14 protein-coding genes and 1 pseudogene are annotated in these 14,616 nt (G+C 30.1%); 2 read left to right on the forward strand and 13 right to left on the reverse strand.

What is annotated here, in order from left to right; all coding sequences use genetic code 11:
- Nucleotides 1-8: 8 nt before the first annotated feature.
- The 12 genes from GQR95_RS10570 to GQR95_RS10625 all read right to left on the reverse strand — a co-directional run bounded on the left by GQR95_RS10570 (nt 9) and on the right by GQR95_RS10625 (nt 10,156).
- A complete protein-coding gene (locus tag GQR95_RS10570) occupies nt 9-989 on the reverse strand; it encodes an alpha/beta fold hydrolase (protein ID WP_159023125.1) in 981 nt (326 codons plus the stop codon).
- Between the two features lie 187 nt (nt 990-1,176).
- Nucleotides 1,177-1,923, reverse strand: a complete 747-nt coding sequence (locus GQR95_RS10575) for an SDR family NAD(P)-dependent oxidoreductase (RefSeq protein WP_159023126.1) — start codon at nt 1,921-1,923, stop codon at nt 1,177-1,179.
- A 23-nt stretch (nt 1,924-1,946) separates the two neighbouring features.
- Nucleotides 1,947-2,390 carry a cupin domain-containing protein gene (locus GQR95_RS10580; RefSeq protein ID WP_159023127.1) on the reverse strand — a complete coding sequence of 148 codons (444 nt, stop codon included), beginning with the start codon at nt 2,388-2,390 and terminating at the stop codon, nt 1,947-1,949.
- Between the two features lie 53 nt (nt 2,391-2,443).
- Nucleotides 2,444-3,007, reverse strand: a complete 564-nt coding sequence (locus tag GQR95_RS10585; RefSeq protein WP_159023128.1) for a TetR/AcrR family transcriptional regulator — start codon at nt 3,005-3,007, stop codon at nt 2,444-2,446.
- A gap of 118 nt (nt 3,008-3,125) precedes the next feature.
- Entirely contained in the window at nt 3,126-4,058 is a 933-nt protein-coding gene (locus tag GQR95_RS10590) for an alpha/beta hydrolase (RefSeq protein WP_159023129.1), read from the reverse strand.
- 70 nt (nt 4,059-4,128) lie between these two features.
- The gene (locus tag GQR95_RS10595; RefSeq protein WP_159023130.1) at nt 4,129-4,851 is read right to left on the reverse strand and encodes a hypothetical protein; all 723 of its coding nucleotides are present in this window, start codon (nt 4,849-4,851) and stop codon (nt 4,129-4,131) included.
- Between the two features lie 460 nt (nt 4,852-5,311).
- The gene (locus GQR95_RS10600) at nt 5,312-5,860 is read right to left on the reverse strand and encodes an RNA 2'-phosphotransferase (protein WP_159023131.1); all 549 of its coding nucleotides are present in this window, start codon (nt 5,858-5,860) and stop codon (nt 5,312-5,314) included.
- A gap of 173 nt (nt 5,861-6,033) precedes the next feature.
- Nucleotides 6,034-6,753, reverse strand: a complete 720-nt coding sequence (locus GQR95_RS10605; protein ID WP_159023132.1) for a hypothetical protein — start codon at nt 6,751-6,753, stop codon at nt 6,034-6,036.
- Between the two features lie 240 nt (nt 6,754-6,993).
- The gene (locus tag GQR95_RS10610) at nt 6,994-7,413 is read right to left on the reverse strand and encodes a hypothetical protein (RefSeq protein WP_159023133.1); all 420 of its coding nucleotides are present in this window, start codon (nt 7,411-7,413) and stop codon (nt 6,994-6,996) included.
- Between the two features lie 6 nt (nt 7,414-7,419).
- Nucleotides 7,420-8,364, reverse strand: coding sequence for a peptidase (locus GQR95_RS10615; protein WP_159023134.1), 945 nt, complete (start codon nt 8,362-8,364; stop codon nt 7,420-7,422).
- A 472-nt stretch (nt 8,365-8,836) separates the two neighbouring features.
- The gene (locus GQR95_RS10620; RefSeq protein WP_159023135.1) at nt 8,837-9,100 is read right to left on the reverse strand and encodes a hypothetical protein; all 264 of its coding nucleotides are present in this window, start codon (nt 9,098-9,100) and stop codon (nt 8,837-8,839) included.
- A 297-nt stretch (nt 9,101-9,397) separates the two neighbouring features.
- A complete protein-coding gene (locus GQR95_RS10625) occupies nt 9,398-10,156 on the reverse strand; it encodes an NADAR family protein (protein ID WP_159023136.1) in 759 nt (252 codons plus the stop codon).
- Between the two features lie 347 nt (nt 10,157-10,503).
- Between GQR95_RS10625 and GQR95_RS10630 the strand changes: the two are divergent.
- Together GQR95_RS10630 and GQR95_RS10635 are read left to right on the forward strand one after the other, a co-directional pair.
- Nucleotides 10,504-11,474: pseudogene (locus tag GQR95_RS10630) on the forward strand (IS110 family transposase).
- Nucleotides 11,475-11,567: 93 nt separating this feature from the next.
- Complete coding sequence (locus tag GQR95_RS10635) at nt 11,568-12,764, forward strand: IS256 family transposase (RefSeq protein WP_159023137.1); 1,197 nt, start codon at nt 11,568-11,570, stop codon at nt 12,762-12,764.
- A 75-nt stretch (nt 12,765-12,839) separates the two neighbouring features.
- On the opposite strand, the gene GQR95_RS10640 is transcribed toward GQR95_RS10635, so the two are convergent.
- Complete coding sequence (locus GQR95_RS10640; protein WP_159023138.1) at nt 12,840-14,552, reverse strand: hypothetical protein; 1,713 nt, start codon at nt 14,550-14,552, stop codon at nt 12,840-12,842.
- Nucleotides 14,553-14,616 lie beyond the last annotated feature (64 nt).

Here is a 14,616-nt window from a genome sequence, read left to right on the forward strand (position 1 = left end):
CTGTATGTCTATTTATTTAGATTTTTCATAAAAACTCTTATGTTTTCAATAATAGCATGGCCATCTTCTTCTAAAGCAAAATGACCTGTATCGTAAATGTTGTAATCTATGTTTTTTACGTCTCTTTTAAAAGCTGCGGCACCACTTTCAGGAAAAAACGCATCGTTTTTACCCCAAACGATTAATAATGGTGGTTGATGGTCTCTTAAATACTGTTGCCATTTTGGATATAGTTTCATATTATTCTGATAATCATAAAACAAATCTAAATTTACAGCATGTGCATTTGGTCTAGATAATCTTAAGAAATCTAAATTATAAGTATCAGGATCTACAGTTTCAACATCTCTAACACCATGTGTGTATTGCCATTTTAAACCTTCTAAAGAAAAAGCAGGTAATATAGCATTTTCTGTTTCTTGAGTTCTGTTTTTCCAAAGTGCTCTTATTCCAGCCCAAGCTTCACCTAAACCTGCTTCATAAGCATTTCCGTTTTGGTTTATAATTGCCGTAATTCTTTCAGGATGCGCTGTGGCTAATCTAAAACCAATAGGAGCACCATAATCTTGAATCATAATCGCATAAGAATTAATCTTTTTTTGCTCTAAAAAGGAATCTACCACGGTTGCTATATTATCAAACGTATAATCAAACGTTTCAGCATCTGGAAAATCACTATTACCAAAACCAGGGTAATCAGGAGCAATTAAATGATACTCGTTAGAGAGTTGCGCTAATACTTTTCGATATTGATATGATGATGCAGGAAAACCATGCAGCAAAACAATGGTTGGGTTATTAACATTACCAGCTTCTCTGTAGGCGATGTTGATGCCATTAACGGCTAATGTTTTATATTTTATAGTTGATTTTTTACTTTCACTAATAGTTTGTGAAGTATTAGAATCGGTGTTCGTTTCTGTTGTTACCTGCGCTTTACAAGAAATAAAAAGTAAAACAATACTTAAGGTTAAGATTATTTTTTTCATAATTTAAATTGAAGTCTCAAATTAATTTTGAGACATGTGAATAGAAGAGGTTGTTTAAAAAGCAATGAATCTTGTCATGCTGAACTTGTTTCAGTATCTTAATTTATTGATATTTAAATTTCAAAAGAATCTTAAATAAATTCAGATTCATAAAAAATTACTTTTAGACAACCTCTTCCTTTGTTTTTTAGTTTCTACCAGCCATAACACCACCATCGGTATCCCAAATAGCACCTGTTACCCAAGCCGCTTTGTCTGATAATAAGAAAACAATACTATTGGCAATATCTTCAGATTCACCAAAACGACCTATGGGATGAAAACCATTAAAGCCAACCAATGCTTCTTTTGCAGCTTCTTCACCACCAAAAACACCATGATACACAGGCGTGTTTACTAGGGCAGGAGAGACCGCATTTACACGAATGTTATCGTCCGCTAATTCCATTGCTAAATGTTGAGTTAAGGAATGTAAACCGGCTTTTTGCATAGAATATGCAGAAGAAGGTGTTGCTTTTACAGCTTGTTTTGCCCACATAGAACCTACGTTTACAATAGAACCTCCATTAGTTGCTTTCATTTTTTTAGCAACACTTTGTGTGATAAAAAAGAAACCTCTGTTTAAATCTTGGTAAGAATTATAGTCTTCCATAGTGTGATCTAAAAATGGTTTTGGGCCAAAAATCCCTGAAGCATTTACTAAATAATCTAAGTTATCTAAACCATCAATTTTAGCTATTAGCGCCTCAACTTCTGTGGTGTTAGATATGTTTGCTGTGTGTTTAATTAAGTTTGCTGCATCGGCAATTTTATCGGTATTTCTTCCTACAACATGTACGGTTGCACCGCCTTCTAATAACGCATTTGTTGTTGCCTGACCAATACCACTTGTTCCGCCAATGACTAAGGCTACTTTGTTTGCAAATTCTTTCATTTTATTTTTTATTTAAGTATTAATTAATTCCAATTTGGTTTTTTCTCTATTAAGTATCCGTCAGAAACAGTGCTTCCTTCGAATGAATTTTCTTTGGCTTGTATTACGATAAAAGAGAAAAGTGAATCCGAATTATTTCTGATAGCTCTTTCTGTATCTGTTGCAACTCTTACAACCGTTCCTTCTTTTAGATCTACATAATTATCATTGAGAAGTAATTGTCCTTTTCCTTTAACGGCGATATATATTTCTTCGTTCTCTTTGTGTTTATGAAGTAGAGGGATTGCCGTATTCGGTGCCATTGTATTAAACGATATTTCTGAGCTGGTTAATTCGAGCTCATCTTTTATAAACTTTTTACCATCTAATTTAAAATCTGGACTTGGCTGAAATACATTTTTAGTCAAATTTGAGAATTCCCCTAATTCTAGTTTTGAGTAATCGATTGATGTGTTATTTTTTTTCATAATGAATTGTTAATTAAAGACAGACAAGTCTGTCTTAGTTTGTTTAAATTTTTTTAAGTTATTATTTTTTCACATAAATTTTTAGACTCTATAATAGGCCAATCTTTTTGATGTAAATGGCTTTCGCCTACCGCACTTTCGTATAGTAAATAAATTTGTCTAGCTAGTGAACTGACTTGCTCACTTTTTATATGTTCTAGATTATTGGTAACAAGTTTGGTGATAAGTGCAATGAATTCGTTTTTTTGAGACTGAATTTCATGTCTAATAATGGCATTATCTTTTGGTATTTCTGAAACCGTTTTAATACACCAACATCCATTAAAATCTTTATCTTGATAAAATAATTGAAGGAAATCGAATATCGCTAGTATCTGATCTGTTCCTTTTGGTTTTGATGTGGTGAACTTTTCAAAATCTTCAATAAAATTGATATTCTTGTATTGAAGGTAAGCCAAACAAATCTCTTCTTTAGATTTAAAATGACTGTAAAGCGTAGCCTTAGCAATACCTGCTTCTGCTATTATTTGGTTTATACCAGTAGAATTATACCCATTTTTATAAAATAAAAATGAAGCTGTTTCCGTAATTCTATTTTTGACTTCACTATGTTTCATACTGCAAATATATAAAAATATATTTAATACAGACAAGTCTGTCTTTTTTTTGTTGTTCTAATTAGATAAACGTTTGGTACATGGCGTATTTTAATACGTTATATATTTTTTAGCAGGATTAATTTTTGAAATTGGTTTTTGATAGCCAAGAAAACATGTTGTCAAAACTACGTGCTCTGACTGTTTTTGAGGATAAAAATATATCGTGTAGCCCATTTTCAAAAGGCAATAAAGTGACTTTTTTTCCTAATTTTTTTCCAACTCTTTTAATGTCCTCAATATTTAAGACAATGTCATTTGACATTGCTCTATTTGAAAATTTTGATGTTTTAAAAGAACTAGAAGAATGTAGAATTAAAATAGGTACTTCAATATTTGATTTTTCTAAGCTTTTCTGGGCTCTTGCAATTGCAGATAACCACTTAAAATAGGTTGGGAATCCTTTTATAGGTTTCCAATCTAGATTAAAGTCCCATTCTCCGTAAAAATCTTTGTGAATGCTTTGCGCATAAGCAGGAGATAATGCGCCTTCTATCTTTGCGTAATTTGAGACTTTTGAAATAATATTTGCAAGACCTACCGTAAGTGATTTTTCAATTTTAGATTGATTGAAATCTAGAAAAGGAGAGTTTAAAATTAAACCATCTATTAAATGTTTTTCTTTGCCATAATTCATATAACAGCTAGCCGTTAAACCTCCTGTAGAATGCGCCAATAAAAACAGAGATTTGTTTTTACTTTTAATAGTTTTAATAGAAGTAGATATTTCCTCAAAATACTCTTCTATGTCTCTACAATAATTGGGATGTTGATGCTGTAATAGCGACCTGCCATGTTTTCTTAAGTCGAGCGCATAAAAATCAAAATCGTGCGCATTAAATTGTTCTCCTAAATGTGGATGAAAAAAATAGTCTACATAACCGTGTATATACAACAGGCTTTTTCTATTGCCTTTATTATAGTTTGAAGCCGTTAAAACTGCAGTTACTTCTCCCTCATAATCAGGTTTTAGATGTATCGTTTCACTTGTATAATCTTTGGTTAAATCCATTTATTATGTCTTTAATTATGTCTTTTATCGAAATATGACTACAGGTTAAAATTGATTTAATATCAATTAGTTATAGTGCGAAACGCTGTATCTTATCAAAGAATAATTTTCCTAATTTATGAGGTAAAAGTGTTCCTTTTAACACATCATCTTTAGTCTGATTCATTGCCATATTTCCAATTTCATTTTCTACTTCAAAACCAGATCCAAATTCTACAGCGTCGTAAACAAAAAACGCATACTTTTTATCTTTACTTTCAAAAGATAATTTATGTAAGTCACTGTTTTTTTGAGAATCACCACTTTCACCGCCATTTTTTAATTTAAAAGACATAGATTGGTTTAAATTATCTGTTAATTGTCCTTTTTTAAACTCAAGATTACTAATGTTTTGTTTGGTAAACTCCCAATGTTCAGCAGAAGTTTTACTGCCCGTATTGTATTCTATATAATGAATTTTATTATTTTGAAGCACTAATAGATGCTCATTTGTGTTTTCAACAACAACACCAGTAAGCATTGTTTTTGCTGTGTCTGCAACAGCGCCAACTACACTTTTTGGTTTTTTACATGAAGCTATTGCATCAAAATCTCCTCCAACAATATCTACTATGGGTTTAAAAGTATTCGGATCATTTTTGAAGTCTTTAAAATAGTCATCAAATTTTTCTGTAGCTTCTTTTTCTGCTTCTACATAATTATTTCCTAAAGCATCAAATTTTCCAGATTTTTTCATGTAAAAAAAATATCCGCCAATGGCTAGAATAATAATTAATGGAATAATGTAAGTCATGGTTTTTGTGGTTATTTGGTTAAGGTTATTTCGTTTTTTTTATGGAATTACTATTTATATCTTTTTTACTTATTGTTAGAGAAATTAAACTATAACCAATTGTAAATAAAACGCATATAATTATAAAAGGAAGTGTGTAATCTAGGCCTTCTTTAAAATACAGAAATAGGGACAAAATACCGAATGCTATTATTCCTTTTCTGAATACATATTTTAATCGTATTCTCATTTTTTTAAATTGTGTGAAACACTTAGTCTATGAAAAGTGATCCTGATTTAGAGGACAGTAAGTTAATAATTAATAACTAAAAAATTATTTAGAATTGATGTTGTTAAGTGTTAGTATATTAATTAATTACTTGTTTGTGAGCTGTATAAAGGTTTTACATAAATAGCATTAATATGTATGTGGCTAGGTGTTTTTTCATGTTGATTAAAATGTAATTATGTGGCTAATTTTTCATTTCTGTTTTAAATATTTTTTAGGAACATTATTTGTTAGCCAGACTCCATTTTCTGAAAGAAAGAACTCGAAATTGTCTTTATACATTTGCTCTGCGAGAACTAAAAACACATAAGGCTTTCCGTGACGTTGTCCTACCTTTGTAGCGGTTTCAATATTGCTACTTAAGTGAACGTGTTGTCTGTCTTGTTTTTTTAGTCCTTTTTCTAAAATAGATTGTAAAGATTTTTCTGCTGTACCGTGAAAAAGTATTTCAGGTGGTTTTTGATTTTTATAACCTAATTGTATTGCTATAGAATGCCCTTGACTTGCTCTTATTTTATCTTGTTTATCATTAAAAGCAAATCGTTTTTTGGAATTGGTTGCAACAATATGGTTTAAGGTGTCTCTATCAAAATTAACGCCGTATTTACTAGATTTATTAATCAATTCATTAATTTCAATCCAGCCATTTTGGTCAAGTTTTATACCAATTGTTTCAGGTTTGTGTCTTAATACTAAACTTAAAAACTTACTTATATGTGTTTGTTCTTTTTCGCTAATCATTTTTAATTTAGTTCTAGATAGTATCTAAATATTGAATTATTTTTTTCTATCATGTTTATTAATGCTGTGAGTCTCATTAAATAAATAGCATCATTTATACGTTAGTACTGGAATAAAAATACACTTTGGGTTAAACATTAACGCTGTATTACTTAAAGCTATTTATGTAACTTTTAGTTTTTTATGCTTTCAATTTTTTCTGCAAAATGGTCTCCATTCCATATCAAAAATATTTTATTAACGATTTTACGTGTTTCAAATTCTTTCTCCATCCAAGTGTAAAGTGATACTTCTATGGTTTTGTTATTTATAAACGTATAATGCAATACGGGTTGATATGTATCTGGTAATTTATCTGCTTTACTAACAAAATCATTGGCATTATATTTTTTTAATATGTTAGTTTCTTGAAGGGTTTCAGTTTTATTGAAATATTTCCATGAATATATATTGTTGTTTTCTCCATTTACTATCTCGGCACATAAAAGACCATCTAAATTGTCTTTATTTTTTAAAAAATAGAAGGTAACCTGACTAGAATTATTTTTATTTTGAATTGCTAGTTGTGTCTGATTTTTAGTGATAATCTTCCAAGAATCGGATTCTCCGTTTTTGAGCAACTCTTTTTTTTCGGAAAGACTAAGACCGTCTGTTGTTTTATCAAATATTGATAACGGACTCAAGTTAAAAAGAATTGTAATGTTCTTGTAATCCTCCTTTAAAGGATTGGTTTTAGCACTTTCTAATTTGTTGTTTAACTCTTTAATAGAATCTTTTTTTATATTAGATTCTGTTCCCGTTTCTTTTAAATTGCTGCTTTCTACGGTTTTATTATTTGCCTGATTACAAGAAAATAATAATATAATTATATGGAATAGAACTACTTTTTTCATTGTATTATTTTAGTAACACACAGCGTGTATTTTTTTAATTAGTTTATAGCGAAACAGATGTGAATTGTAAGCTGTTTTAGAGTTACAGATTAATAATATTGCCCAAAACAGGTATAAGTTAGTTGCTTATTTAAACGGTATAAATTTAGCAAAGAAAAACCGAATAGCACTTTTAATAAGATTTTTTTGAGTAGGCTAGAGGTGGTAATTCATTGTAAACGGTTTATATACAGGGTTCTCTTATGTAATAATATGATGAGATTTTCCTAATAAAGCAGAATTTCCAATGGGTTCAATGCCGTCTTCATTTTCTTTTGGTATATAACGTTGACATAATTTAAAACCCTCGTCTTGAGTTTTGTCAAATGCATGAACAATAATAGCATCATATTTTTTTTCTTCCCAGTTTATAAACCCGTCAAATGCAATTAATGCAAAATCCGGTTTTATAGTCATACTTTTTAAAGTGTTTTCTGCTGCTATAATTCCGTCTTCATATTTTTCTGTAACAAATCTTTTTAGCTCTTTTTTATCTCCAGATTGGGTCATTATAAAGGGAATTAATGGTCCGCCAAAGTTTCTTATAGAGTCAATTCCGTGATCAAGTCCACCAAATATAAATGCTATAAATTTTTGATCTTGATTATTAAATTCTGCCATTTTATTTTAATTGTTTTTTGCTTTTTCAAATTGTATTAATAATTCTTCAATTTCTTCTGTTCCATATTTACGAGAAAAATGAACAGGAATAGCTTTTTTAACTTCACATGCTTTCATAATTTGCCCAGACATAGAGGCGTAACTATGATAATTGCTACTTGCAAATTGTTTGTCTTCGTCTTTATAAAAACATTCAATAAAAACGTGATCACACTTAAAAAATCTGTTTTTAATTTTTTTATGATTTTCTGCATTTGCAGCATGGTCCATAATAACTCCTAATTTTTCTCCTTCTTCTTTTTTTACCATATAAAAAAGATCTTTAGATAAATGATTAACTCCATGAACATCAATCATTACATCTTCTGTATTCATTTCGAAAGATTTTTTTAAATCGGCGACCCATTTTCCTCCTTTAAAATTATTATCGAGTGCTATTTTTATTTTATCATTTGCTTTAAATAAGTAAGAGATAGAATCTGTTTTATGGTCAAGAATTTCAAATTCGACACAAAAATCTTTTTCTTCAAAAATTTTAGAACCTGTTATTTCTCCTTTTTCTTCTTGTTCCCAAAATGGCGGGTTTATTGTGGCCGTTTTAATAGTGCCATGTTCTTGTATTTCTCTTATCTCGTAAGAAATAGCATCTTTTTCAATTAAATTCCAACAATAACTTTTTATTCGATTTTGAACTTGATTAATTATTCCCTTTGGGCCACAAATAATTACTTTTCTTCCAGTTCCAATTTGATGCCTTAAAATGGTGTCAAAATTTACAAAATGGTCAATATGTGTATGACTAATAAAGATTGCTTTTGTGTTCTGGCATTCTTTTACACTTAAACCTGTAGCTTCGCCACAGTCACAGATGTAATTAAATGAATGATTTTCTACTTTTATTAATATGCAGATATCTTCATCTTGTTTACTCTTTATTTTTGCTTTAAACATTTATTTTACTTTTTTTTCGTAAATCCATATTACTAGAGTAGGAGAGAGCGCTTAGTATTTGAGAATAATTATACCAAAATTCACCGTCTTTCTGTTTAATTTATTTTTGAGCTACTTCAAGATCAGGCAATAACTCTTGCCTATATTTTTCGTCATGAACTACTAATATATTTTCATCTTGTTGTTCTCAAATTGCTAGTGTGTTCTTGTAGGTTTAAGTAGTAAAGTTAGCAAATTAAACACAAACCAATAAAATCCTTAAGGACTTTTGTAAGTAGGCAATTACCAGCAATAAATTATATATGGCTTAAGTTATCCATCGTTTTTTATTCAGATGTTTCTCTTTTCTTTTGTTTGTAAAATGAATCCCAAAAGGTTTTATTATATTCTACACGATTTAATACTGTTTGTTCCTTCTTATGAAACTCATATTCCTATTTCTTCTACATTTTTCACATTAAAGTTATATAGATCAGAATCCATTCTTGTTCATCTTCCATATTTCGTACATAGAAGATGCCATGGCAATAGTTGTAAAACCTAATTCTTGATGAAGATATTCTAAAACTCGTGCTTTCATCTCAAATATGTTTCCATACCTATGAGTTTGTTCTCCAAGCATTACAAGTTGTTTTCCTTGTAATTCATTTTTTAGAAATGTTAAATCGTTGTGTTCTTTTGATTGTGGAGGAAGAAGTTCTTTTATTTTTAATTCTTGTGATTGTATTAGATTCACAAAAAGGAAAGTGCAAATAATAATTAATTTCTTCATAAATAGATTGCAATTAAAATACAATACTATTAATCTCATTTTCATAAATAGATTTAATCTTTAATTTTTAACAAAAATTCACAAAGAATAATAAGCTTTTATGTAAATGTGTTAAGTTATTTTTAGCGTGTCTTTGTCTGATTTTTTCAGCTAATAAAGTAACTAATTTAGAACATACAAACCGAATAGTAAATGCTTGTGTATTTTTGAAAGTAGACGAGAAGCAGACAATTAATTAGATATGTTATTGCCTTTAGTTTTTTAATTGTTAGTATACCAACCTTTCCATTCTCCAATTTCAGGATAAGTTAGTTTATAAATTTTCTTTTCAGATTTACTCAAGCTGTTCATGTATTTACTGACTTTTATAATATGAGTTTCTCCATACCCCATTCGCCAACCTATGCTATATTTGTCTATTTCAGGATAAGCTAACCAAGGTGGTAAAATCGGATTTTCAAGAGTTTTAAATTCTCCAATTTCATTAAGAATATCTCTTGTTTCCATTAAGGCGTAACCTAGTAAATTAAGTCCATGCCAGCAGGAAGGATTTTCAGAATCTTCATTATTCTGTGCGAGTCCAATTCCCCAGATAGTGTCTACAGGACTTGCCTCAACTAAAATTTGGTTATTAGTGTCGCATAAAAATTTAGATAATTTGGTGTTCTGACTGAACTTATGAAAATTACCTCTTACAACTATTTCAAATCTATTTTCTTCCCAAATTTGTTGATTGAAGTTCTTGACTTTTCTCCCCAGTGCTTTAACTGTTTCTGCTTTTGAACTCTTAATTATTTGTTCATAAATATCTTTGTCATTAAACAGCAAAGCTTTTTCTGCCATCATAAAATGTTCCGCAGTTTGAAATTCAATTCCATTAACCTTAAAAGGGGATTCGTACCATTGACTGAAACAAGATTTAGTTATTATTTCAGATTTTTTATGCCCCCAAAACAGTAAAAATTTTAAATTTTCGCCTAATTCAAATCGTTCAATTATTTTCTTGTTAGTGTAGTTCATTCTAATTAATAGTAACGTTTATGTGTATAGAATACTTGTGTGTTTTAAGCATTAAAACCCTTAATATTGGGGAATAAGAAGGAGTTTCCAAACAAACTAAAATTAGTAATAAATTATATACGGCTTAAGTTAGCATTATAATAAAAAAGACTAATTTAAACCTATAAAAGAGAAAGCACAAAAGAGAGGAATAAGGTTATTATATACGCAGAGACTATAGATCTCGTCAACATTGAAAATCCCCTCTCTTTTTCTACACAGATTTCGTACAGTTCTATGAGGCTTTAAGACCTCGATTTTAAGTCGTTGAAACTCGCGTAGCTAGTACTTTCAAATACTATATTGTTATGAATAAAGATATTAAATATTTTGGAATTGACATCAGTCATTTAGTTTTTGATGTTACGGATTCTGAAGGGAAATATTACCAGTTTAAAACAACCCTATGGGCTTTAAAAAGTTCTTAAAACTGTTAGATGCTAATAGTCATTGTGTCATGGAAGCCACAGGTTATTATCATTACCAATTAGCCTATTATTTACAAGAAGAAGGCGTTAAGGTTTCCGTAGAGAACCCATTAGCAGTAAAACGTTTTATACAAATGAAGTTGTCAAAAATCAAGACAGATAAAAGTGACTCTAAGTTGATTTGTGAGTATGCCAAACATGTAGAATTAAAGCTTAGGAAAGGAAATTCAAAGCATCAATTAGAATGCCTTCAGATGACCAGACTCCTTTCTGTGTATACAAAGCAGAGCACTATGTTGAAAAATAAATTACATGGAGAAGCTGTTTTAGGGCATCCAAGTAAAGTTGTTGTAAGTTCTTTAAAACGTAACATGAAACAGGTTCAGAAAGAGATGAAAATGATAGAAGATAAATTGTTAGTTTTAGTAAAAGAAGTACATCAAGGTGTTTTAACACGCTTAAAAACTATTCCAGGAATTGGTCCAAAAACATCTCTAATGTTGGTGGTTTTAACGGATGGATTTGATCGTTTTACAAGTGGTAGTGAATTATGCAGTTATGCCGGATTAACCCCTGTAATACGACAAAGTGGAAGTAGTGTAAAAGGACGCCCGCGAATCAGTAAAATAGGTAATCAAAAGCTTCGGAATTTATTATTTATGTGCAGTTTTAATGCTTGTAAGTATAACTATGCTTGTAAAGCAATATACGACCGATTAGTTGCCAAAGGAAAAAGTAAAAAATTAGCATTAATAGCCGTGTGTAATAAGCTCCTAAAACAAGCTTTTGCCATAGCTAAATCAGGATTAACCTATGATAATAATTATAGAAGTGTTTTAGTGGAAAATTAAGGCAGTATCTCATAAACTGTGTAAGTTTTAAAATCTCAGGTTAAATATTAATCTGAGATTTTTTTATTCATTAATTTTAACTTTTACACACTTATGAAACCAGAAGATTTATTAAACGAAGACTTTTTAAAGCAATTCAAGAATGCACCAGAGCTAACATCCTTTTTAGAACAGTTGCACAAACGTGGTATTGAGAAGTTACTAGAAGGGGAACTAGATGCCCATTTAGACTACGATAAGCACAAAAAAAGTAAAGCAGCCAATCTTCGAAATGGTTACACTAAAAAGAAATTAAAATCCGTTTTAGGAGAAACAGAGATTCAAGTTCCTCGAGACCGTGATAGTTCTTTTAATCCTTTAATTGTAAAGAAAAGAGAAAGTACAACAGAAGGCATCGAAAATATTATTATATCGCTTTATGCCAAAGGCATGAGTAACAGTGATATTGAAGAACAAATACGTGAGCTGTACGATTTTAATATTTCTACATCTACTATTTCAAGGATTACAGATAAGATAACCGAAGATGTTATTGCTTGGCGGAACAGGCCTTTGGAGGCCACTTACCTAATTGTTTGGATGGATGGCATCGTATTTAAAGTTAGGGAAAACTCTAAAGTCATAAACAAGACTATTTATATTGCAGTAGGCCTGAGAACTGATGGCAAAAAGGAAGTCCTAGGATTATGGTTAGGTAAAAATGAATCTTCAGCCTTTTGGATGAGTGTTTTAACCGATATTAAAGCTCGAGGAACTCAAGATATACTTATCACAGCTACCGATAATTTAAATGGATTTACAGATACTATTAAAACTATTTTTCCGAACTCAACAACACAAATATGTGTTGTGCATCAAATAAGAAATTCGTGTCGTTACGTGGTCTGGAAGGACAAAAAGGAATTTACTCGTGATATGAAGCAAATCTATACTGCTCCTACAAAAGAAGCAGCAAAAGCTGCTTTAAATGACTTCAAAACTAAATGGGATTCTAAATATTCTTACGCCATTAAAAGTTGGGAAAATAATTGGGATGAGCTTACAGTATTCTTTGATTTTCCTATTGAGATAAGAACCATTATTTACACCACAAACCTTATAGAAAACCTAAACGGAAAAATAAGGAAATACACCAAAAACAAACTCTCGTTTCCAACAGATGAAGCCGTTATGAAATCGGTCTTTCTAGCCCTCAGAGAAAGTACTAAAAAATGGACAATGCCCATCAGGAATTGGGGAGTGATACTAAATCAATTTTTAGCTATATTTGAAAACAGGATTAAGCTATAAATAACTTAACCCTGAAATTTTGAACTTACACACTTTTTAGGATAGTGTCAAAATTAATGCCTTTTTACTTGTTTTTTACCACAGTACTTTGTTGTACTCCGTTATTGCACGTTTTATTTTTCTCTTCACTACTTCAAAATCATATCCTTCATCAACAATTATTAAAGTACAATTATTCACTTTACACTTTTCCATCTTCCTTTTATCACGTTCAATGGTTTTTTCCAATGCTTCTTGCCCACCAAAAAAATCAACTGCTTGATAATGTTGTTTACCTTGATATTCAACACCTATATTCCTTCCTGGTATATAGATGTCTAAATGTTGTCTACCTAACCATTTAGGAGAAGCATGTTGAATTACCTCTAAATCTGAAAATGAAGTCTTTATTTTATAAAACAATTCAGTTTCACTAATCCATCCTTCTCCAATTTTTGGCATGCCAATAGATTCACGGTATAAATCCTCGGCTTTTTTTAATATAATTCGGAACTGATTAAATATTGATTTTTCAACAACATGAGTTATTTCAGGTGTATAATCAAGGTTTTTACCTTGGTCGTCGAATGCTTTGTATAACTCATCCTCTGATAAAAAGTACTGTTTGTAATAATCAACATCATACATATCACTGAATTTAGTGACCTTTATCTTTACACCTAAGCCAAATTTTGACAATAAACTTTTGTCCTCTTTCTTTTGGTATAGTTTTCCATTTTCAAAAAACAATCCGAAGAAAGGTTTTCCTTTTTCCTTTTCGTAGTTTTTTAACTCGTCAATCACGAAAGGATAAACTTCTTTTAGGTTACCCTGCCCAAAATTTGTTAGATGTGATGTACCTCCAAGTCTTGATATTAATTTACCATCTAACAAAGAGTGTCCAATGTTCCTCTCAAATTCAACGATTGAGATAATCCCAATATGATGATTATTGTTATATTTTATATCCCATGCTTTTTGGAATTGTTTTAATTCTAAATGTTTTTCAATTAGTATTCCATCTGCATAACCTTTTGTCTTTGGATAGTATTTTGTAATTTTCTCATACTTATCTATTAAAACATCTATTTCTACTCCAAATTCTTTGAGTAAATCGTATAATAGAATAAATGAATAGTTATCATTACCCTTTAAGTCTAGATAGGTATCTGAAAGAAAATTTCTTTTGTACTCACGATAGAACTGTTTTTGCGACTGTGTACCTGATTCAATTTCATCGTAATTGTAAATATATTGATGATTCCAAGAAGGAACACCATTATCACTTTCTATTAATCCTAATTCTTTTTTGGTTTTATTAGTCACTCTACTTTTGCAATCATTCCAAAATCTAACATTTCCTTTTATTGTAACTCCATCAATATCAATAATACCCTCAAGTCTCTTTGGTAGAAATAGATTACCACCAACACTTTTTAAATTTGAAATATTTTCTACAAGAGTATCCCTTAAAGTTATATCTCCTCCTACTTCTTGTAATTCCCCAATATCTTTAATATTAGAATAGCGCAACCTTACATCTCCTGATACTTTATTAATCTTACATAGTGAAGTTATTTTTGTTTCATTAGAGTATGAACTAACCCAAAAATCACCTATAACTTCCTCTAGTTCTCCTAAATCAATTATTGTAGAAGAGGCTAATCCAAAGTTGCCAATTATCTTTTTTACACCATTTATCTTAGTAATTCTTTCACCTCTAATTACAATATCTCCATGAATTTCACTATTTCGAATTAGTTTTTCTAATTCCGAATAATCATAAATAGGTATTGGTTCAGTATACATGATTGATGTCTTTTTAATGGAGTACAACATAAATATATAAAACATATGTTATATATATCGTCTT

Origin of the sequence: Formosa sp. L2A11 (assembly GCF_009796865.1) — a bacterium.
GTDB lineage: Bacteria > Bacteroidota > Bacteroidia > Flavobacteriales > Flavobacteriaceae > Formosa.

What these genes read in the sequence shown, in the direction of transcription:
- GQR95_RS10615 (WP_159023134.1), bottom strand. Translation starts at nt 8,364, where the DNA reads ATGTTTAAAGCAAAAATAAAGAGTAAACAAGATGAAGATATCTGCATA.
- GQR95_RS10570 (WP_159023125.1), bottom strand. Translation starts at nt 989, where the DNA reads ATGAAAAAAATAATCTTAACCTTAAGTATTGTTTTACTTTTTATTTCT.
- GQR95_RS10640 (WP_159023138.1), bottom strand. Translation starts at nt 14,552, where the DNA reads ATGTATACTGAACCAATACCTATTTATGATTATTCGGAATTAGAAAAA.
- GQR95_RS10585 (WP_159023128.1), bottom strand. Translation starts at nt 3,007, where the DNA reads ATGAAACATAGTGAAGTCAAAAATAGAATTACGGAAACAGCTTCATTT.
- GQR95_RS10635 (WP_159023137.1), top strand. Translation starts at nt 11,568, where the DNA reads ATGAAACCAGAAGATTTATTAAACGAAGACTTTTTAAAGCAATTCAAG.
- GQR95_RS10595 (WP_159023130.1), bottom strand. Translation starts at nt 4,851, where the DNA reads ATGACTTACATTATTCCATTAATTATTATTCTAGCCATTGGCGGATAT.
- GQR95_RS10575 (WP_159023126.1), bottom strand. Translation starts at nt 1,923, where the DNA reads ATGAAAGAATTTGCAAACAAAGTAGCCTTAGTCATTGGCGGAACAAGT.
- GQR95_RS10590 (WP_159023129.1), bottom strand. Translation starts at nt 4,058, where the DNA reads ATGGATTTAACCAAAGATTATACAAGTGAAACGATACATCTAAAACCT.
- GQR95_RS10605 (WP_159023132.1), bottom strand. Translation starts at nt 6,753, where the DNA reads ATGAAAAAAGTAGTTCTATTCCATATAATTATATTATTATTTTCTTGT.
- GQR95_RS10610 (WP_159023133.1), bottom strand. Translation starts at nt 7,413, where the DNA reads ATGGCAGAATTTAATAATCAAGATCAAAAATTTATAGCATTTATATTT.
- GQR95_RS10600 (WP_159023131.1), bottom strand. Translation starts at nt 5,860, where the DNA reads ATGATTAGCGAAAAAGAACAAACACATATAAGTAAGTTTTTAAGTTTA.
- GQR95_RS10580 (WP_159023127.1), bottom strand. Translation starts at nt 2,390, where the DNA reads ATGAAAAAAAATAACACATCAATCGATTACTCAAAACTAGAATTAGGG.
- GQR95_RS10625 (WP_159023136.1), bottom strand. Translation starts at nt 10,156, where the DNA reads ATGAACTACACTAACAAGAAAATAATTGAACGATTTGAATTAGGCGAA.